Genomic DNA, 19,532 nt, shown 5'->3' on the forward strand with positions numbered 1-19,532 from the left:
GAGCGATGGCGTACACGCACAGCGTCACATGACGCTCGCGAAGGCGATCCGGGTGAACCTACCTTCTGGGTACCGCGGCCCGTACGACGGGCCGGCCGCCGTGCACTCCCGTAAGGAAAGCGCCCCGATCGTGATTGGACAGCCGAACGTCGTCTCGGCTCCCTGCAGGTTCACCGTTCTCGGACCGCCCGGTCTGTGCTGCGGTGATACGCGACTGGATCTCGGCCCACCGCAGCAACAGGCCGTCCTGATGGCGCTCTTGGCCAACAGCGGCAGCTTCGTACGGATCGGTGAGCTGGTCGACGGCCTGTGGGGCGAGCGGGCACCGGCCACCGGCGAAGCCGTCATCCGGACCTACATCTCCCGTATCCGGCGGCTGCTGTCCGAGCACGGACTGGGCACGGCGATCAGCTCCCAGCCCGGGGGCTACATGCTGGACCCGTCGCTGTTCGCGCTGGACGCCACCGAGTTCGCCGACCTGCTGGAGATCGCCCGGCAGGAGCGCGCGAGCGGGCAGGTCCCGGCGGCCGCGGACCGTCTGGGGCGGGCGCTCGGCCTGTGGACGGGCACGGCACTGGCCGGGGTCCCGGGCGAGGCCGCCGCACGTGAGCGGTTCCGGCTGGAGCGGCTGAAGCTGACCGCCACCCAGGAGTTGCTGCAGCTCCGCCTGGAGCTGGGCGAGCACACCGAGGTGGTGGCCGAGGTCCCGCTCCTCATCGAGCAGAACCGGCTCGAAGAGCCGTTGTACGAGATCTATCTCCTCGCCCTGTACCGCAGCGGCAGGCGGGCGGAGGCGCTGGAGATCTACCGGACGGTCTACGACCTGCTGGGCAGGGAACTGGGCTTCGGCCCGGGACCGCGGCTCCGGGCCCTGCACGACAAGATCCTCCGGGCCGACGCGGACCACGACGACGAGTTCGCCCCCGCCGCCTGGGCCGAGCGGCCCCCCGCCCGCTCCCCGCAGGAGCCCGCCGTGCCGGTGGGCCGGCCGCCCGATCCGCGGTTCGTCGGCAGGGACACCGAACGCGCCGCCTTCCAGGACCTGCTGAACAACGGCCGTGGCGGACGTCCGGGTCTGCTCTTCGTCCGCGGACCCGCCGGCATCGGCAAGTCGGCGCTGCTGCGCGAGCTCGCCGACGCCGCGGCCGCCGCGGGCCGGCAGGTATGGCACCTCCACGGCTCGGCGCCCGCGGAGGCGCGCGACCGCCTCCGGCGATTCGCGGAGGAGCCCTCCGGCGGCTCCGGCCCGGTGCTCCTCATCGACTCCTTCGAGGAGCTGGCAGACCTCGAACCGTGGCTGCGCGACGAATACCTCCGCGAGCTGCCCGGCGACACGATCACCGTGGTGGCGGGCCGGACCGGGCCGAGCGCCGCCTGGCTCGCCGATCCGGCCTGGTCCGGGACGATCGTGCTCCGGCACCTCGAAGCCCTCACCGTCCAGGAGTCCACCGCGCTGCTCGAAGCCCGCGGCGTCGACCCCGGCCTCCGGCAGTCCATCGTGGACTTCGCCGCGGGCAACCCCTTCGCGCTGTCGCTCGCCGCGGAGGTCGGCAGGAGCATGTCGGCCACGGGACAGCCGTCGCGCCGTGACGCCGTACGGTATGTGGTCGACAGCGTGCTGGCGCGCCTGGCCGGTAGCGCGCCGACGGAGACGCACCGATCGGCGCTGTACGTCTGCGCGCTCGCCCGCCACACCACCGAGGACCTCCTCAGCGCTGTGGTACCGGGCGGCCGGGCGGCGGAACTGTTCGACTGGCTCCGGGCGCAACCCTACGTCGAGCCCGCCACTCACGGCCTCGACGTCAACGGTGTGCTGCGCGAAGCCCTCGACCATCACCTGCGGTGGCGGGATCCCGTCGGCTACGAGCGGATGCACCGGCGGATCCGCCATTACGTCATGGGCGAGCTCCTGCGCGACGCCCGCGACCCGCACGCGTGCGTGGCGGTCATGCGGACCATCGCCCATCTGCGCCGGCGCGGCGGGGTCGTGTGCCGGCACGTCTCGACGGTGGGCGAGGAGGAGGTGCGGGCGTCCGGGGTGACCCCGGCCGACCACGACGAACTCGTCACCCTGGCGCGCGAGAGCCACGGCGAGTTCACGGCCGCGTCCGTCCGGTTCTGGCTGGGCCGTCAGCCGGGGGCGTTCTCCCTGCTCCGGTGCCGCGGGAGCAACCGCCTGCGCGCCTTCATGAGCCGGCTGACCCTGCGGGCGCCGGAGCAGGAAGAGCTGGCGGCCGACCCCGTCGTGGGGGAGATCTGGCACGACGTGGGCCGGCGCATGGCCGTGCCGCCCGGGGCGCACGTCGCGATCACGCGGCACCTGATCCACCCGGGCTTCGACGGCAAGCCGTCCCCCGTCACGGACGTGCTCCAGGCGTGGATGATGCGCGGCTGGCTGCACGAACCGGGGTTGGCGGCCTCGTACCTGGTCACGGCGAACGGACAGGTGTGGCGGCCGTTGCTGGACTACCTGGGTCACTACGAGCTGGAGCGCGTGCGCGCGGACGATCCGTACGCGATCTTCGGCCACGACTGGCTGTCCGACCCTCCAGAGCAATGGCGAGACCACCAGATAGAGGAGGAACTGTGGACGGAACGGCACCTGAACCTGTTCGTTCGCCAGGACGTGGCCGGCGGGGACGACCGGCGGAGGCGATGACGCCCGGCGTCTCCCCGCCCGCCAGCGAGGCGGGCGCGGCCGAACCGGCGGAGAGCGGCCCGCCGATCGCGCGCCGGGTGATGCTCTCGATGCTCGGCGCGGGTGCGGCCGCCATCGCCGCCGCGCCCTTCCTGCAGCGCGGCTGGGAAGGATTCCTCGGGGCCGCCTCCCAGAACGACCCCACCGGGCTCACCGGGCTGCTGCCCAACCCGGGCGGCTTCCGCTACTACAGCGTGGCGGCCTCGGTGCCCCGGAAGACCGCGGCCGACTACCGGCTGGAGATCGGCGGCCTCGTCGACCGTCCTGGGACGTACACGCTGGACGAGCTGCGCGCGCTGCCCCGGACGCGGGTCGTCGGCGAGGCGCGGTGCACCGACGGCTGGCGGGTGCCGGACGTCCCCTTCGCGGGAGTGCTGCTCTCGCACCTTCTCGACCTGGCGGGAGTGCGCCCCGAGGGCAAGGCGGTCCGCTTCACCTGCTTCGACGGCGTCTACAGCGAGAGCCTCACGATCGAGCAGGCCCGCCGCTCGGACGTGCTGGTGGCGCTGGACATGCTGGACAAGCCGCTCACCCACGCCCACGGCGGCCCCGTACGGCTCTACGTCGCGCCGATGTACTTCTACAAGTCCGCCAAATGGCTCTCCGGCATCACCGTCACTGACAAGGTCATCCCCGGTTACTGGGAGGAGTACGGCTATGACGTCGACGGCTGGCTCGACCAGGCGGCCTGAGCGCCTGCTGCCGCGCTTCGACCGCGTCCAGCGCCTGGTCCACCGGGTCACCGCCGGGCTCATGCTGGTGTGCGTGGCGGCGGCGGCCTGCCTGTACTTCACGCCGCTGGCCCAGCTGGTCGGCCGCCGCCACCTGGTGGTCGTCGTCCACGAGTGGTCCGGGCTCCTGCTGCCCGTGCCGTTCCTCCTCGGCCTCGTCTCGCGGGCCTTCCGCGCCGACCTGCGCAGGCTCAACCGGCTGGCGCCGTACGACCGGCAGTGGCTGCGCGCGGTGCGCGGGAACACGCCGGGGCCACGCCCGGCCGGCAAGTTCAACGCCGGGCAGAAGATCTACGCCGGCTGGATCGCCGGCGCCGTGCCGATCATGACGTTCACCGGCCTGCTGATGTGGTTCACCGGGGCCCTGCCGGCCATCTCCCGCACGAGCGCGATCTTCGTGCACGACGTGACGGCGCTGGCGATCGCCGTCGTCGTGTTCGGGCACATCCGGCTGGCCTACCGGGATCCGCTCGCGCGGCGCGGGATGCGTACGGGATCGGTGCCGCCGGAGTGGGCCAGGAAGAACCATCCCCAATGGGTGGAGGAGCTGGACCGGCGATGAGCTCGGGCCGGGCCGGCCGGAGCTGTTCCGGGCGGCTGCTATGGTGAAAGACGCTTGAGACCAGAAGCTAGGAGACCAGACGTGGCAGGTGACGACGACATCTCCGGGTGATACCGGAGGTTGACCGGCCCCGGCAGGCGCACTTGACCGCCGCCGACGTGGCCCCGGTCGTCGTTCCCCGAATCCCTGGCCCTTTCACCGGGCGGCTTCGGCGCGCCCGTGTTCTCCTACGAGGTCTTCCAGCATGTCCGACGCGTTCATCGTCTGTTCCCACCTGTCCTTTTCCTGGCCCGACGACACCCCCGTCTTCCACGACCTGTCCTTCAGCGTGGGCGGCGGCCGTACCGGGCTCGTCGCCCCGAACGGGGCCGGCAAGAGCACCCTGCTCAAGCTGATCGCCGGCGAGCACCGCCCCGCCGGCGGGAGCGTCACCGTGCAGGGGGTGCTCGGGTACCTACCGCAGAGCCTGCCCCTCACCGGCGACCTGACCGTGGCCGAGGTCCTCGGCATCGCCTCCGTGATCGCCGCGCTGGACGCCATCGAGTCCGGCGACGCGAGCGAGGAGCACTTCACCACCATCGGCAACGACTGGGACGTCGAGGAGCGCACCCGTGCCCAGCTCGACCGGCTCGGGCTCGGCGACCTCGCGTTCGGCCGCACGCTGGGCACGCTGAGCGGCGGCCAGGTCGTCTCGCTCGGCCTCGCCGCGCAGCTCCTCAAGCGGCCCGACGTGCTGCTGCTCGACGAGCCGACGAACAACCTCGACCTCGGCGCCCGCCGCCGGCTCTACGACGTGCTCGGCGACTGGAACGGCTGCCTGCTCCTGGTCAGCCACGACCGGGCCCTGCTCGACCGCATGGACCGCATCGCCGAGCTCGACCGCGGCGACCTCCGCTTCTACGGCGGCGGCTTCACCGCGTACGAGGAAGCCGTGCGCGCCGAGCAGGAGGCCGCCGAACGCGACGTGCGCAGCGCCGAACAGGAGCTCAAGCGCGAGAAGCGGGAGATGCAGCAGGCCCGCGAGCGCGCCGAGCGCCGGGCCGGCAACGCCGCCCGCAATCTCAAGAACGCCGGCCTGCCGCGGATCTTCGCCGGGAACATGAAGCGCGGCGCGCAGGAGTCGGCCGGGCGGGCTGGTCAGGTGCACGCCGCCCGCGTCAGCGACGCCAAGGCCAAGCTCGACGAGGCCGGGCGGGCACTGCGCGACGACCAGAGGATCGCGCTGGAACTGCCGGGGACCAACGTGCCCGCCGGCCGTACGGTCTTCCACGGCGAACGCCTGCAGGCCCGCGGCCTGTTCGCCGCGCCGGGCATCGACCTGACCGTCCGCGGGCCCGAGCGCATCGCGCTGACCGGCCCCAACGGCGCGGGCAAGTCCACCTTGCTCCGCCTGATCAGCGGCGACCTGGAGCCCGACGGCGGCACGACCAGGCGGGCCGACGGCCGGGTCGCCTACCTCTCGCAGCGGCTCGACCTGCTCGACGTCGAGCGCACCGTGGCCGAGAACCTGGCCGCGTTCGCCCCCGGCAGGCCGCCCGCGGACCGGATGAACCTGCTGGCCCGGTTCCTGTTCCGCGGCGCCCGTGCCCACCTGCCGGTGGGCGTGCTGTCCGGCGGCGAACGGCTGCGCGCCACCCTGGCCTGCGTGCTGTGCGCCGAGCCGGCGCCCCAGCTCCTGCTGCTCGACGAGCCCACCAACAACCTCGACCTGGTCAGCGTGGGCCAGCTGGAGAGCGCGCTCGGAGCGTACGAGGGGGCGTTCGTGGTGGTCAGCCACGACGAGCGGTTCCTCGCGGAGATCAAGGTGGAGCGCTGGCTGGAGCTGTCCGAAGGGCGGCTGCTGGAGACCGGGGGGCCCGCCGGTGAGTGACGTGCTGCTCGCCCGCGACCTCGTACGGACGCTGGGCGCGCGGCGCGTGCTCGACGGCGTCTCGCTCACCGCCGCACCAGGCCACCGGATCGGGCTGATCGGCGAGAACGGTGCCGGCAAGTCCACCCTGCTGCGGCTGCTGGCCGGAGCGGACGAGCCGGACTCCGGCACCGTCGTCCGGCCCGCCGACCTGGGCTTCCTGCACCAGGAGGTGCCGTACGCCGGCGACAGCACCGTCGCCGGCGTGCTCGACGACGCCCTGCGGGAGGCCCGTACGGACCTGGCCGAGCTCGACCGGCTCACCCGGGCGCTCACCGAGGCCCCGGACGACGCCGCTCTGCTCGAAGCGTACGCGGCCCGGCTGGACCAGGCGCAACAGCGCGAGTCCTGGGACGCCGACCGGCGCGCGGAGATCATCCTTGACCGGCTCGGCCTGGGCGGCGTACCGCACGGGCGCGTGCTCGCGTCGTTGTCGGGCGGGCAGCGCGGGCGGCTCGCCCTGGCGGCGCTCCTGATCAGACAGCCCGCCGCGCTGCTGCTGGACGAGCCCACCAATCACCTGGACGATGCCGCCGCAGCATTCGTGGAGGAGCGGCTCCGCGGCATGACGGGGGTGGTGGTCGTGGCCAGCCACGACCGGGCGTTCCTGGACGCGGTCTGCACGGACCTGGTCGATCTCGACCCGGCGGTGGGCGGGCCCGTCCGGTACGGAGGCGGATACGGCGCGTACCTGGCCGGGAAGCGCGCCGAGCGCGAGCGCTGGGAGCGTCGCCACGCGGAAGAGCAGGAGGAGCTCGGCGAGCTGCGCCGCGCCGTCGCGGTGACGGCGCGGCACGTGGCACCGGACGGGTTGCGACGCGACAACGAGAAGATGGGGTACGGGCACCGCGCAGGCCGCGTGCAGCACCAGATCGCGCGGCGGGTGCGCAATGCCGCCCGCCGGCTCGCCGAGCTGGAACGCGAGCAGATCCCCGCCCCACCGCCACCGCCACCGCCACCGCCACCGCCACCGCCACCGCCACCGCCACCGCCACCGCCACCGCCACCGCCACCGCCACCGCCACTGCCTTTACCTCCACCGCCGGCCTCCGCGATCCCCACGACGAGACCTTGCTGTCACTACGGGAGGTGCGGGTTCCGGGACGGCTCTCCATCGACCGGCTAGACGTGGCGCCAGGGGAGCGGCTGCTGGTCACCGGGCCGAACGGCGCGGGCAAGTCCACGCTCCTGGCGGTGCTGGCCGGACGGCTGGACGCGGAGGGAGAGGTGCGGCGACGGCACGGGCTGACCGTCGGGCTGCTGGCCCAGGACACCGTGTTCGAGCGGCCGGACCGCACGGTGCGGGAGACGTACGAGCGGGCGCTCGGTCCGGAGCGCGCCGAGTCCGTACCGCTGCTCTCGCTCGGCCTGATCGGCCCGCGGGACGTGGACATGCGAGTGGGAGAGCTGTCGGTCGGCCAGCGCCGCCGGCTCGCTCTGGCGCTGCTGGTGGCTGACCCACCCGAGGTGCTCCTGCTCGACGAACCCACCAACCACCTCTCACCCGGCCTCTCCGACGAGCTGGAAGACGCCCTGGGCACCGGTGGGCCCGGCGGGATCGTGGTCGCCAGCCACGACCGGTGGCTGCGCTCCCGCTGGCAGGGCCGCCACATCAGCCTGCCGTGACCCTTCGCGCGTCACCGTCGTGGACGGCCGGGTCGACTTGCCCCCGGAGCCGTCAGCGGGGCGCGGAGGAGAGGCTCCCGCTCGGTTGCCCGGGCGCCCACGAGGTGAGGATGCGCAGCGCGTCGTACGACGGGGAACCGGGCTCGGCGGTGAGGACCATGAGGCGCTGCCCCGAGCCGTCGGGGCTGCTCCACGTGTCGCATTCGAGGGTGAGGTCGCCGACCAGCCAGTGCCGGTAGCGCTTGGTGCCGTAGGCGGCGTTGTTGACGCGGTGCTCCGCCCACCAGGTACGGAAGTCGGCGTCCCGCACCGACAACTCGCCGACGAGCAGGGCGAGCTGGGGGTCGTCGGGATTGGCCGCGGACTCCATGCGCAGGGCGGCGACGGCGTCGCGGGCGTCGTGCTCCCACTCCAGGTGCATGCTCCGGATGATCGGGTCGGTGAACAACAGGTACAGGTAGTTGCGCCGGTCCGCCGGGAGCTGCGAGAAGTCGGTGTACAGGGCGGCGGCGCCGGCGTTCCACTCCAGGATGTCCAGCCGTTTGCCCAGGACGATGGCGGGGGTTGCGGTGAGCTGGTCGAGCAGGCGACGCATGGCGGGGCGTACGCGCTGCGCGGGCCGGCGCCTGCGGGGCCGCGCGTCGGTCCTGCCGGCCAGCTGGTACAGGTACCGCTGCTGGTCGTCGTCGAGACGCAGTGCCCGGGCCAGCGTGGCGAGCACCGAGGCGGACGCGCGTACGCGGCCCTGCTCCAGCCGCGTGTAGTAGTCGACGCTGATCGCGGCGACCTGGGCGACCTCCTCACGGCGGAGCCCCGCGACCTTGCGGCGAGAGTCCTGCTCGGGCAGGCCGAGGTCCTGCGGAGCCAGTTGTGCCCGGCGAGCCTTGAGGAAGGCGCCGAGCTCGCCGGGACGGGATGTGCTGGTCATGTCCCCATTGTCGGTCCTGGAGCGGTGGGAGTGAGGGGGCAGGTCTTTTCCCAGGCAAGAACTCGCCGCTTTTGCCCGCTTGGGACTGCGACGACTGTGGACACGTGCCCGGCGCCGTGCCGGGCCGGCTGACCACTGGACGGAGAGTCCCATGACGAAGATCGACGTCACCTTCCACAGCGCCGGCATCCCGCTCGCCGGCCATCTCCACCTGCCCGACACCCCGGCCGAGGGGCCGCGTCCGGCGATCGTCGTCGGACACCCCGGCACCGGCGTGAAGGAGCAGGCCGCCGGCCTCTACGCGGGCCACCTGGCCGAAAGGGGGTTCGTCGCGCTCGCCTACGACGCGGCCTACCAGGGCGAGAGCGGCGGCGAACCGCGCGGCCTGGAGGACCCCGCGCAGCGCGTCGAGGATCTCAAGGCCGCCGTCTCCTTCCTCACCAGCCGGGACGACGTCGATCCCGACCGCATCGGCGTGCTCGGCATCTGCGCCTCCGGCGGCTACGCCCTCGCCGCCACCGCGGGCGACCGCCGCGTCAAGGCCGTCGCCACCGTCAGCGCCGTCGACGTCGCCCGCCAGTTCCGCCTGGGGGCCGACGGTGCCCAGGACCCGGCCGTGTTCCTCGGCATGCTGGACGCCGCGGCCCACGCCCGTACCGTTGCGGCCCGGGGCGGGGAGCCGCCGGTGCTGACCCTCTTCCCCGACACCGTCGAGCAGGCCCATGCGCTCGGCGGCGAGCACGGTGCCGAGGGCTTCGAGTACTACCGCACCGAACGTGGCCGGCACCCCCGCTCGGCGGGCGCCCTCACCTGGGACAGCATCGACAGGATGGCGGCCTTCGACGCCTTCGCGCCGATCCCGCTGATCGGGCACCGGCCGCTGCTCATGATCGTCGGCACCCGCGCCGTCACCTCGTGGATGAGCATCGAAGCCTTCCAGCGCGCCACCGGCCCCAAGGAGATCCACTGGATCGACGGCGCCAGCCACGTTGACCTCTATGACAGGAAGCAGCACGTGGATCTCGCCGTCGAGAGGATCGCCGGGTTCTTCGGCGAGAACCTGAGCCGGGCGGCCTAGCCGGCCCGCTTCCCCCTGGGCGGTCGGGGGCGTCACCAGGGGACGCGGCCGTTCTCGTCGAAGAAGCCGCCCGTCTCGCCGTCGTCGCCGACCATGGCCCAGTGCACCACGGCGCGGGCGCCCTGGTCGGGGCTGCGCACGCCCTGGAAGCCGTTCAGATCGGTCGCGACGTACCCGGGCGTCACGGTGTTGATCTTCACGTGGGCCAGCTCGGGGTCGTCGAGGAAGGCGTTGGCGTACTTGACCGTCAGCATGTTGACTGCGGTCTTCGTCGCCGAGTACGCGAAGGAGTCGTGCGAGCGGGCGAACATGGAGCCCTGCTCGGTGGCGTTGGCGAAGGTGGCGGAGTCGCTGGAGACGTTGACGATGCGCGGCGACCGGGAGCGGCGTAGCAGCGGCAGCATCTCGTGCACGACCCGCACCATGCCGAAGACGTTGGTCTCGAACTCCGGGCGCAGGTCGTCGGCCGACACCTCGGCCGGGGGCCTGCGTACGAGCACGCCGGCGTTGTTCACCAGCACGTCGAGGCGGCCGTACTCGCGGTCGACGAACGCGGCGGCCTCGGCCACGGAGGCGTCGTCCGTGATGTCGATCCGCACGGGGCGCACCGCGAGCCCGGCCTCGGCGAGCTCTCCGGCCGCCTTGGCGCCGCGCTCGGCGTCGCGGCTGCCGAGCAGCACGGTGCAGCCGCGTTCGGCGAGCTGCCGGGCCGTGGCCAGGCCCAGTCCCTTGTTGGCGCCCGTGACCAGGGCGATGATCGGGGTGGACGGCACCATCTTTCACTCCTCGGATAAACTGAAAGTACCCCTACACTTTAACCGTAGGGGTCCTACGGTTGTCAAAACGAGAAGGTGGACGGTGGCATGGAGCCTGAGCTGGTCTCGCGGCGGCCGAAGCGCGCGGACGCGCGCCGCAACTTCGACGCCCTGATCGCGGCGGCCCGCGACACGTTCGCCGAGAAAGGCACGCAGACCTCCCTCGAGGACGTCGCACGCCGCGCCGGAGTGAGCATCGCCACGCTGTACCGCAACTTCCCCACCCGGGAGGATCTGGTCGAGGAGGTCCACCGGGAGGAGGTCGAGGCGCTGTGCCGGGCGGCCGGCGACGTCGTCGAGCTGGAGCCGTGGGAGGCGCTGGTCGCGTGGCTGCACCGGTTCGTCGAGTACATCGGCACCAAGCAGGCCTTCGCCGACGCGCTCAACCGCAGCACCGACGGCTTCCAGACTCGACGCAGGGCGATGCACGCGGCCGGCGGGCCCCTGCTCGAACGAGCGCAGCGGGCCGGCGTCGCCCGCCAGGAGATCTCGATCGACGACGTCCTGCGGATGATCTCGGGCATCAGCACGGTCGAGTACGTCGACGAGGAGCAGCGGAAGCGGGTTCTCGAGGTGGCCCTGGCGGGGTTGCGCGCCATGCCCGGCTGAGAGACCTGAGCCCGCGGCGGTGCGGCCGTCTTGCCACAAACGTCCAGGAACTCGGTTTCCGGTGCTTCGTCGTCGAGGTACCGCCGCCGGATGCCGGCTCGGACGGCTAGCCGGCCAGGCCGGTTGCTGGGGCACCGGCGAAGCGCGTGGCTGTGGCGCGAGTCCAGCAGGCGCAGGACGAACTGGTCGAGCCGATGGACCGGGGTGCCGCCGAGGAGCGGGAACACCCGCCCGGCCCGAGGGGTCAGCTGCTCGGAGGCTCGCCGAAGCCGTCCAGGTCGTGGAAGGCGTCCCTGATCGTCGATGCCAGGTCCAGGCCGTTGCCGGTGGGGTCGAGCAGGCGGTGGCCGCCCGTGATGACCATTCGTCCGCCTGCGTCGCGGGCCTGGCAGGTGGCGGAGCGCAGGATGTCGAGCCCGGCCTCGTCTATCAGGCTCACCCCGTCGATGTCCGTGACGACCTTCGGTGGGGTGTGCGTGGCCAGAGTGCTGATGACGTACATCCGGACGACGTCGACGGATGCGCCGGCAAGAGGGCCCTGCAACTGGATCAGCAGGATGTCGCCACGGGTGCGGATTCTGATGGAGAAGTCATCAGCAGCCGGGTCGGCGGGCTGGGAGCCGGGCATACGGGTGAACTCTCGGCTTGACGACAGGACCGGACCATGCCGACCAGACTTCCCGGCTCACCTGTGGCGACCTTACCCGTTCCGCGCGTCCCGGGGAACACGGAACCGGTAAGGCCAAGGCGTTCGAAGGTGGACACCGCCGGAGTTGCCGGCCCGGCTGTTCCTGCGCCGCCCCATCTCATGCCCGGCCGGTCCGCGGCATCGGTGCGGCGACTCCAGCGTTGTGATCACCGGCCCTGTCCCGGTGCGGCCGAGCGCAAGGCGCGGTGGGGGTGCGTACGGCGCAGGCGTACGCCCACCGCGACCAGCCAGCAGAATCCGGCCAGCAGGGAGAGGTTTTCCAGGAGCCCCGCGGGTGCCGGCCGCCAGAGGCCCAGCGTGTCCAGGCGGTAGGCGATACCGGCGGCGAAGGCGAGGATGATGACGAGGACGCCGGACACCCGGGAGTAGCGGCTCCACGCGCGGCTCGTCTCGCGCAGGCGTCGGGCCAGGACGAACGCGGCGGCGCTGAGCCCGGCGAAGAGCAGGAAACCGGCGAGCTGGTGGACCCGGCCGGCGGTGGTGACGACGTTCGGCTGCCCGGGCGGGTAGCCCAGCGCGGGATCGGTCGGCACCAGCCCGGCCAGGACGAGTCCCGCCGCGGTGGCCGCGAGCAGGATCGGTCCCCAGACGGCACCGCGCCCGCCGCGCAGGGCCTGACGCACTCCGGCTGCGAACGCGGCCAGCAGCAGCCCGCCGAGCACGAAGTTGATGGTCTGCAGCCAGGCGCGGTCGCCGGTGCCGAGCTGGCTGGCGCCGTGGTGCCACAGGCTGTAGCCGGGCCGGGTGGCGCCGTCGGCCCACAGCAGTACCGGCACCAGGACGCCGGCGGCGACGCCGCTGCCGAGCAGCGCCGAAAGAGCGCGAGAGGTCATCAGGAAGTCCTCCTCCTTCTCCGCGACAGCGAACGTCGCGGGCCGACCAGACTTCCCGGCTCGCCCATGGCAGCGCCGCAGAGGGCGCATCTTGTACAGTTATTTTAGCTTATGCTGAAATAACTGCAAGAGGGGGTGGGGCGCGTGACCGACCAGGAAGCGTTGCTGGAGTGGGTCGAGCGGGTGGCGATGTATCTGGCGCGTGACGGCGTGCCGCCGATCGCCGGCCGGGTGCTGGGCTGGCTGATGGTGTGCGACCCGCCGGAGCAGTCGGCCGGGCAGATCAGCGAGGCCATCGGTGCCAGCCGCGCCTCGCTGACCTCCAACCTGCGGCTGCTGTCCAGCATGGGGTTCCTCACCTGGCGCACCCGGCCGGGGGAGCGGACCGTCTACTACCGGATGGCCGAGGACGCCTGGACGGTCGTGGTGCGCAAGCAGATCGCCGGCGTCACCTCGTTCCTCGACATCACCCGCGACGGTCTGGATCTGGTCGGGCCGGACGACGATCGCGCCGCCCGCATCCACCAGGCCCACACCGCCTTCGAATGGATGGCCAGGGTTTTCGACAACGCGCCGGACCCGGGAGAGAACGTATGAGCAGGCATGCGATCGTGGTCGGCGGTGGCATCGGTGGGCTCGCCGCCGCCGTCGCCCTGCGGCGGATCGGCTGGCAGGCCGTCGTGCTGGAGAAGGCGGGCGAGCTGCGCGAGATCGGTGCCGGGATGTCCCAGGCCCCGAACGCGATGCGAGCGCTCGACGAGCTCGGCGTCGGCGAGCAGGCACGCGCGAAAGGGATCCCCACCTACTCCGCCGGTAATCTGCGTCTCCCGGACGGCCGATACCTGCAACGGGCCCGCGCGGGCGATCCGACGCCGCTGGTGGCCTTCCACCGTGCGGATCTCCACGGTGTGCTGCTGGAGGCGGTGCCCGCCGGCTGGGTGCGCACCGGCGCGGAGGTCACCGGCCTGCGGCAGGACGGGCCCGCGGTGACGGTCGCCTGGAACGGCGGCGAGGCCACCGTCGACCTGGTGATCGGCGCCGACGGCATCCGCAGCACGGTGCGCCGCCTGCTGTGGCCGGACGCACCGCCCCCGCGCTTCCTGGGCCGCACCGCCTGGCTGGGCGTCGCGAACGTCGGCGGGCTGCCCGGCAGCATCACCATGGGACCCGGCGGCTACTTCCTCATCCACCCGCTGAGCCGGGGCCGCGCCTACTGGGCCTACGTCACCACCGCCGACCGGCCCGAGGTCCGCTACGAGGAGGAGAAGGCGGAGGTGCTGCGCCGGATCGGCGGCTGGCACGACCCGGTCCCGGAACTGATCGCGTCCACCCCGGACGAGACGGTGATCCACATCGACATCCATGACCTGGATCCGTTGCCCACCTACGTCCGCGGCCGGGTGGCACTGCTCGGCGACGCCGCGCACGCGATGAGCCCGGATCGCGGCCAGGCGCGGGACAGTCGATCGAGGACGCGGTCGTGCTCGCCGCGGCCCTCGCCGACGAGCCCGACGCCGAGGCCGCACTGCGCCGCTACGACGCCGCCCGCCGCCGGCGCACCCAGGCCACCGCCCGCGGAGCGCGCGCCGATGGGCACCGCACCACCTCGAAGGCCGCACATCGGGCCCTGATCACCATGATCAGGCTCATGCCCGCGCCGCTGTGGCGCAAGGGCATCACCGCCGACGGCAACGCCACCTGGCGCTGGCAACCGCCCCGTCTGCCGTCGCCGGCCACGGACTCCTGAGACGCTAGGCGCTCCGGTAGAGGTCGGGGATGCCGTCGTGATCGGCGTCGGCGGTCTCGACCTCGTGGATGCGCCGGTAGACGCGGGCGCGCAGCCGCAGGATCACCGTGGCCAGCAGCGCCGCGGCCAGCGAGCCGGCAAGGACGGCGACCTTGACCTGCTCGCCACCGGACACGCCGAACGCCAGGTCCCCGATCAGCAGCGACACGGTGAATCCGATGCCGCTCAGGATCGCCAGCCCCACCATGTCGATCCAGGCCAGGCCCTCGTCCAAGGTGGCGCGGGTGAAGCGGGACACCAGCCAGGTCGCGGCCAGGATGCCGAGCGGCTTGCCGACCAGCAGCCCGGCCACGATGCCCAGCGCGACCGGCTCGCCGAGCGTGTCGAACAGACCGCCCAGCCCGCCGAGGGCGACCCCGGCGGAGAAGAAGGCGAAGACGGGCACGGCCACGCCTGCGGAGATCGGCCGGAACCGGTGCTCGAAATGCTCGGCCAGTCCCGCTCCCTCGCCAGGCGTCTTGGTGAGGACGGGCACGGTCAGGGCCAGCAGCACTCCGGCCACGGTGGCGTGCACACCCGAGGCGTGCACCAGCGCCCAGGTCGCGAACGCCAACGGCAGCAACGCCCACCACTCCCGCACCCCCCGCTGGACCAGCAAGGCGAAGACCGCGAGCGGCACCAAGGCGCTCACCAGCGGGAGCACCGCCAGCTGGGAGGTGTAGAAGACGGCGATGATGACGATGGCGATCAGGTCGTCCACCACCGCCAGGGTCAGCAGAAAGGTACGCAGCGCGTCGGGCAGGGACCGGCCGATCACCGCGAGCACCGCCAGCGCGAAGGCGATGTCGGTGGCGGTGGGGATGGCCCATCCCCGGGCGTCGGCCCCGCCGGTGACCGCCAGGTACACCAGGGCCGGCACCACGACCCCGCCGACTGCCGCCGCCACCGGCACCACCGCCCGCCGCACGTCGCGCAGGTCACCGGCGACGAACTCCCGCTTGAGCTCCAGCCCCGCCACGAAGAAGAAGATCGCCAGGAGCCCGTCCGCGGCCCAGGTGGCAAGGCCGAGGTTCAGATGCAGCGCGGCGGGCCCGACCTCGATCGCGCGCAGCTCTTGATACGTCTGCGCCCAGGGCGAGTTGGCCCAGATCAGCGCGGCCAGCGCGGCGGCGAGCAGCAACGCCCCGCCGATGGTCTCCTTGCGCAGGATGTCGGCGATGCGGCGGGCCTCTGGCCACGTGTTCCTGTCGAGCAGGCGTGAGGTGCTTCGGAGGGTGGGGCTGGGCATTGAGCTCCGCTCGTCTCAGGGGTCGGGTCGGTCACCGCCGACCAGACTTCCCGGCACACCCCTCAAGAACGTATCAGAACGCATAAATGGCCACATAACGGATTTATGCCTGCAAGGGGGGATCGGCCGTCAGCCGATGATCACCTTTTCCTCCGGCAGTTCGTAGCGGCGGGTGCGCTGCTTCAGAGCGAGCGCCGAGCCGAGCGTGAGGGGGCCGATGCGGCCGATGAACATCAGCAGGCTCAGCAGCGCATGTCCGGCCAGCGGAGTGTCGGCGGTGATGCCGGTGGACAGGCCGTTGGTGGCGAAGGCCGAGATCACCTCGAACAGCACCCGGTCGAGGTCGTGTGCGGTGATGATGAGCAGCAGCCACGTGGAGACGGCGACCAGGATGACGCCGAGCAGGCTGATGGACAGCGCCTGACGCTGGGTGGCCGCGGGCAGCCGTCGGTGGCCGATGTTGACCTGGTGCTCGCCGCGCAGTTCGGACCAGATCATGAACAGCAGGAAGCCGAAGGTGGTGACCTTGATGCCGCCCGCGGTCCCGGCGCTGCCGCCGCCGATGAACATCAGCACGTCGGTGACCAGCCAGGAGGACGGGTACATCTGGCCGACGTCGAGGGTGTTGAAGCCGCCGGAGCGTGGCATGACCGCGGCGAAGAAGGCGGACAGCAGCTTGCCGGAGTCGTCGAGCGGCCCCATCGTGGCCGGGTTCTGCCACTCGGTCATCAGGAACGCGAGCGTGCCGCCGCCGAGCAGCAAGGCGCTCAGGCCGACGGTGACGCGGGTCAGCACCGACCACCGGCGCGGGTGCCGCCAGGTACGCAGCAGCTCGAAGACGACGGGGTAACCGAGACCGCCGACGATGACGGCCAGAGCGATGGTGAGGCAGATCCACGGGTCGGTGACGAAGCGCATCAGGTTGTCCGGCCACAGGGCGAAGCCGGCGTTGTTGAACGCCGACACCCCGTGGAAGACGCCGAGGTAGACGGCCCTGCCCAGCGGCTCACCGTAGCCGGTGACGAACCGTACGGCGAGGACTGTGGCGACGGCCGCCTCGCAGATCAGGCTGAAGATCACCACCTTGCGCAGCACGTGCCGCAGGTCGGCGGCGATGACCGACTTGGTCTCCAGCTGGGCGGACAGCCTGGCCCGCAGGCCGATCCGGCCCGAGACGATGATCATGATCAGTGTGGCGAGCGTCATGATGCCCAGCCCGCCCGCCTTGATGAGCAGGACGATCACCACCTCGCCGAACACCGACCAGTGCGTCTCGGTGTCGACCACGACCAGGCCGGTCACGCAGACGGCGGAGGTGGCGGTGAACAGCGCGGTGAGCCAGTGGGAGTTGTCGCCCGCGGTGGTGGCCAGCGGGGTGCCGAGCAGCAGCGTCCCGATCAGTACGGCGGAGCCGAACCCGGCCGAGATCACCACGGCCGGATGCCGGCCACGGCCCGGCACGGCCGGATGACGCCGCATCATCGGCCTTCCCCGCAATACGGACCACCGTCGGACGAACTGTAACCGTCACTGCCCATCGGGGAGCCTCCGTCAAGTCACACGGCTGTAGACGTCGCCGACCAGGCTTCCCGGCACTCCGAGCCACACCGTAGCGCAATGCGGCGCACCACCAGGACAAAAGGGGCCATTCCGCCGAGGCCGCGGGAAGGGCATGACCGACGGGTCCGGGCCAGGCCGCGAGGCACATGGACGCGTTGAGCGGGAGGTGCCGACCGACCCCTGTTCTCAAGCGCGCGATTTGCGCGATGGAGGCGATCGACCTGGACGCGCCCGGTGCGGCGGGCGCGTCCATCGGCGCCACCGGCCGGGCTGCCGGGTGGGGTCCTGGCGCTGCTGTCCGTGCTGGGAGTGGTCGATCTTCCCTTGACCCGCTGATCGTGCACGGACTCCCCGCTGCGGCGCCGCTCGGAGCCGGACGGGCAGGGCGGAACGACGCGGGTCAGCTCCCGGCAGGATCGGACCGGGGGCCTGCGGTCGCCTGATCGAGGTGGCCGTGAGCCTCAGCGGAAAGGTCCTGCCAGTCGGCCCAGGTCTTGAGCCGGTCGGCGTAGACCTGCTGGAGCATCGGGTAGAAGCCCTGGCCGAAGAGCACCCGCAGGGGCGGGTTGGCGGAGTCGACGATCTTGAGGAGGGCCTGGGCCGCGGCGGCCGGGTCGCCGGCGGGCTGCTTGCCCATGAACCCCGCCAGGCGCCGGCGGAGCCCGTCGTAGACCGGGCTGGGCTCGGCCAGGTGGCCGTTGTCGAGGGGATCGGGGTTCTTGCCGGACCTGGTGGCGAATCCGCCGGGCTCGACCACGGTCACCTTGACGCCGAAGTCGGCGACCTCCTGGGCGAGGGTTTCGTTCAGGGCTTCCAGGGCCCACTTCGAGGCTTGGTAGGCGCCGCCGAGCGGCATGGCGATGAGCCCGGCGGCCGAGGACAGCTGGATGATGTGCCCGGCGCCCTGCTCGCGAAGGTAGGGCAGTGCGGCCTGGATCACCCACACCGCGCCGAACAGGTTGGTCTCCAGCTGGTCGCGCAGGTGCTGTTCGGTCAGTTCCTCGATCGCGCCGATCTGGGCGTAGCCGGCGTTGTTCACGATGACGTCGAGCCGGCCGAAGTGCTCCCTGGCCCGTTTCACGCTCTCGAGGACGGCGGCCTTGTCGGTCACGTCCAGCGCGAGCGGGAGCACCGCCTCGCCGTAGGTGGCGACCAGGTCGTCGAGGCCGGCGGTGTTCCGGGCGGTGGCGGCCACCTTGTCGCCGCGGGACAGTGCGGCCTCGACGAAGCTGCGGCCGAGGCCGCGGGAGGAGCCGGTGACGTACCAGACCTTGCTCATATGTGCGTCCGTTCTTTCATCGGTGGCGGTCACGCGGCGCGCGGGTGGTGCCCGCCGCGATCCTGATGACCATGAGGCGCCGGCCGCCCGGATTCTGTGACAGGCCGGTCATGTGGCGAGCGCCACCGATCACGGGTGTCACACATCGGTGCCGGCCGGAGTCTCGTGCATAGAGCAGAGTCGAGATCGACAGGCAGGAGCCGGCAATGAACGAGGGCAGCGAATCGACGACGGGCTCCGCGGAACCGCTCGCCGGCGGCGGGACGGATTCCGCCACCGAGGTGTTCGTCGCCCACCGCAACCTGCTGTTCACCGTCGCCTACGAGATGCTCGGCTCGGCGGCCGACGCCGAGGACGTCCTTCAGGAGACCTGGCTGCGGTGGATGAAGGCCGACCTGGGGCAGGTGCGTGACCACCGGGCCTACCTGGTCCGGATCACGACCCGGCGCTCGCTCGACCGGCTGCGCACCATGAGCCGCCGCAGGGAGGACTACGTCGGCTCCTGGCTGCCCGAGCCGCTGCTCACCGCGCCGGACGTGGCCGAGGACGTGGAGCTCGCCGAGAGCGTGTCGATGGCGCTCATGATCGTCCTCGAGACGCTGTCGCCGACCGAGCGCGCCGTCTTCGTGCTGCGCGAGGCGTTCGGGATCAGTCACGACGAGATCGCGGCCGCCGTCGGCAAGAGCCCCGCGGCCGTGCGCCAGATCGCGCACCGCGCCCGGCAGCACGTCGATGCCCGCCGCCCGCGCGGGGAGGTCGCTCCGCACCAGGCCCGGGCGGTGCTGGCGTCGTTCCAGGCCGCACTGGAGACCAGGGACCTGCAAGGCCTGCTCGACGTGCTCGCCCCGCAGGTCGTCCTGATCAGCGACGGCGGCGGCGTCAAGCAGGCCGCACCGCGGCCGATCACCGGCGCGGGCAAGGTGGGCCGCTTCATCGTCGGCGGCCTCGGCAAGGCCCAGGTCACGGTCACCAGTGACCACACGGTGGTCAACGGCAACCCGGCACTCGTCCTTCGCGTGGACGGCGCGATCGACGGCGTCATAGCGGTCCGTGTCGAGCACGCCCGCATTACCGGTCTCTACTACGTCCGCAATCCCCAGAAGCTGACCCGCGTCGAATCCGAGACCCCACTCACGCTGAGGTGACCCCCTCAGCCGCCG

The 19,532-nt window shown here is 72.1% G+C and carries 18 protein-coding genes; 11 read left to right on the top strand and 7 right to left on the bottom strand.

Annotated elements, in window-relative coordinates; all coding sequences use genetic code 11:
• Window positions 1-28: 28 nt before the first annotated feature.
• The 6 genes from ACBJ59_RS26680 (at window position 29) to ACBJ59_RS26705 (ending at window position 7,526) form a co-directional block, all read left to right on the top strand.
• Window positions 29-2,659 (top strand): BTAD domain-containing putative transcriptional regulator, encoded by a 2,631-nt coding sequence (locus ACBJ59_RS26680; protein WP_375112985.1) that lies wholly within the window; start codon window positions 29-31, stop codon window positions 2,657-2,659.
• Window positions 2,656-3,390: a molybdopterin-dependent oxidoreductase gene (locus ACBJ59_RS26685; protein ID WP_375112986.1), complete on the top strand. Its 735-nt coding sequence runs from the start codon at window positions 2,656-2,658 to the stop codon at window positions 3,388-3,390. Before ACBJ59_RS26680 ends, ACBJ59_RS26685 begins: the two co-directional genes overlap by 4 nt.
• Entirely contained in the window at window positions 3,356-3,991 is a 636-nt protein-coding gene (locus ACBJ59_RS26690) for a cytochrome b/b6 domain-containing protein (protein WP_375112987.1), read from the top strand. The genes ACBJ59_RS26685 and ACBJ59_RS26690 overlap by 35 nt, the downstream gene beginning before the upstream one ends.
• A gap of 244 nt (window positions 3,992-4,235) precedes the next feature.
• On the top strand, window positions 4,236-5,861 hold the full coding sequence (locus tag ACBJ59_RS26695) for an ABC-F family ATP-binding cassette domain-containing protein (RefSeq protein ID WP_375112988.1): 1,626 nt from the start codon (window positions 4,236-4,238) through the stop codon (window positions 5,859-5,861).
• Window positions 5,854-7,026 (top strand): ATP-binding cassette domain-containing protein, encoded by a 1,173-nt coding sequence (locus ACBJ59_RS26700; RefSeq protein WP_375112989.1) that lies wholly within the window; start codon window positions 5,854-5,856, stop codon window positions 7,024-7,026. Before ACBJ59_RS26695 ends, ACBJ59_RS26700 begins: the two co-directional genes overlap by 8 nt.
• A 2-nt stretch (window positions 7,027-7,028) precedes the next feature.
• Window positions 7,029-7,526, top strand: a complete 498-nt coding sequence (locus ACBJ59_RS26705) for an ATP-binding cassette domain-containing protein (protein ID WP_375112990.1) — start codon at window positions 7,029-7,031, stop codon at window positions 7,524-7,526.
• Window positions 7,527-7,578: 52 nt separating this feature from the next.
• On the opposite strand, the gene ACBJ59_RS26710 is transcribed toward ACBJ59_RS26705, so the two are convergent.
• Complete coding sequence (locus ACBJ59_RS26710) at window positions 7,579-8,454, bottom strand: helix-turn-helix domain-containing protein (RefSeq protein ID WP_375112991.1); 876 nt, start codon at window positions 8,452-8,454, stop codon at window positions 7,579-7,581.
• A gap of 151 nt (window positions 8,455-8,605) precedes the next feature.
• Between ACBJ59_RS26710 and ACBJ59_RS26715 the strand changes: the two genes are divergently transcribed.
• The gene (locus ACBJ59_RS26715; RefSeq protein ID WP_375112992.1) at window positions 8,606-9,532 is read left to right on the top strand and encodes an alpha/beta hydrolase; all 927 of its coding nucleotides are present in this window, start codon (window positions 8,606-8,608) and stop codon (window positions 9,530-9,532) included.
• Window positions 9,533-9,564: 32 nt separating this feature from the next.
• Here ACBJ59_RS26715 and ACBJ59_RS26720 read toward each other — a convergent pair whose 3' ends face one another.
• Window positions 9,565-10,308 (bottom strand): SDR family oxidoreductase, encoded by a 744-nt coding sequence (locus tag ACBJ59_RS26720; protein ID WP_375112993.1) that lies wholly within the window; start codon window positions 10,306-10,308, stop codon window positions 9,565-9,567.
• An 87-nt stretch (window positions 10,309-10,395) separates the two neighbouring features.
• Between ACBJ59_RS26720 and ACBJ59_RS26725 the strand changes: the two genes are divergently transcribed.
• On the top strand, window positions 10,396-10,956 hold the full coding sequence (locus tag ACBJ59_RS26725) for a TetR/AcrR family transcriptional regulator (RefSeq protein ID WP_375112994.1): 561 nt from the start codon (window positions 10,396-10,398) through the stop codon (window positions 10,954-10,956).
• 244 nt (window positions 10,957-11,200) lie between these two features.
• Here the strand turns inward: ACBJ59_RS26725 and ACBJ59_RS26730 are convergent, their stop codons facing one another.
• Window positions 11,201-11,584, bottom strand: a complete 384-nt coding sequence (locus ACBJ59_RS26730; RefSeq protein WP_375112995.1) for an STAS domain-containing protein — start codon at window positions 11,582-11,584, stop codon at window positions 11,201-11,203.
• Window positions 11,585-11,811: 227 nt separating this feature from the next.
• The gene (locus ACBJ59_RS26735) at window positions 11,812-12,498 is read right to left on the bottom strand and encodes a DUF998 domain-containing protein (protein WP_375112996.1); all 687 of its coding nucleotides are present in this window, start codon (window positions 12,496-12,498) and stop codon (window positions 11,812-11,814) included.
• Window positions 12,499-12,642: 144 nt separating this feature from the next.
• Here ACBJ59_RS26735 and ACBJ59_RS26740 point away from each other — a divergent pair, with 144 nt between their 5' ends.
• Both ACBJ59_RS26740 and ACBJ59_RS26745 read left to right on the top strand, forming a co-directional pair.
• Window positions 12,643-13,095, top strand: coding sequence for a GbsR/MarR family transcriptional regulator (locus ACBJ59_RS26740; RefSeq protein WP_375112997.1), 453 nt, complete (start codon window positions 12,643-12,645; stop codon window positions 13,093-13,095).
• Window positions 13,092-14,129 carry an FAD-dependent monooxygenase gene (locus ACBJ59_RS26745; protein WP_375112998.1) on the top strand — a complete coding sequence of 346 codons (1,038 nt, stop codon included), beginning with the start codon at window positions 13,092-13,094 and terminating at the stop codon, window positions 14,127-14,129. Before ACBJ59_RS26740 ends, ACBJ59_RS26745 begins: the two co-directional genes overlap by 4 nt.
• Before the next feature lie 120 nt (window positions 14,130-14,249).
• On the opposite strand, the gene nhaA is transcribed toward ACBJ59_RS26745, so the two are convergent.
• The 3 genes from nhaA to ACBJ59_RS26760 all read right to left on the bottom strand — a co-directional run bounded on the left by nhaA (window position 14,250) and on the right by ACBJ59_RS26760 (window position 18,372).
• On the bottom strand, window positions 14,250-15,533 hold the full coding sequence (nhaA, locus tag ACBJ59_RS26750; protein ID WP_375112999.1) for a Na+/H+ antiporter NhaA: 1,284 nt from the start codon (window positions 15,531-15,533) through the stop codon (window positions 14,250-14,252).
• 129 nt (window positions 15,534-15,662) lie between these two features.
• The gene (locus ACBJ59_RS26755) at window positions 15,663-17,015 is read right to left on the bottom strand and encodes a TrkH family potassium uptake protein (protein ID WP_375113000.1); all 1,353 of its coding nucleotides are present in this window, start codon (window positions 17,013-17,015) and stop codon (window positions 15,663-15,665) included.
• A gap of 478 nt (window positions 17,016-17,493) precedes the next feature.
• A complete protein-coding gene (locus tag ACBJ59_RS26760; protein ID WP_375113001.1) occupies window positions 17,494-18,372 on the bottom strand; it encodes an SDR family NAD(P)-dependent oxidoreductase in 879 nt (292 codons plus the stop codon).
• A gap of 206 nt (window positions 18,373-18,578) precedes the next feature.
• Between ACBJ59_RS26760 and ACBJ59_RS26765 the strand changes: the two genes are divergently transcribed.
• Complete coding sequence (locus tag ACBJ59_RS26765) at window positions 18,579-19,517, top strand: RNA polymerase sigma-70 factor (protein ID WP_375113002.1); 939 nt, start codon at window positions 18,579-18,581, stop codon at window positions 19,515-19,517.
• The last annotated feature ends 15 nt before the right edge of the window (window positions 19,518-19,532 follow it).

This window comes from Nonomuraea sp. MTCD27 (assembly GCF_041950495.1).
Lineage (GTDB): Bacteria > Actinomycetota > Actinomycetes > Streptosporangiales > Streptosporangiaceae > Nonomuraea.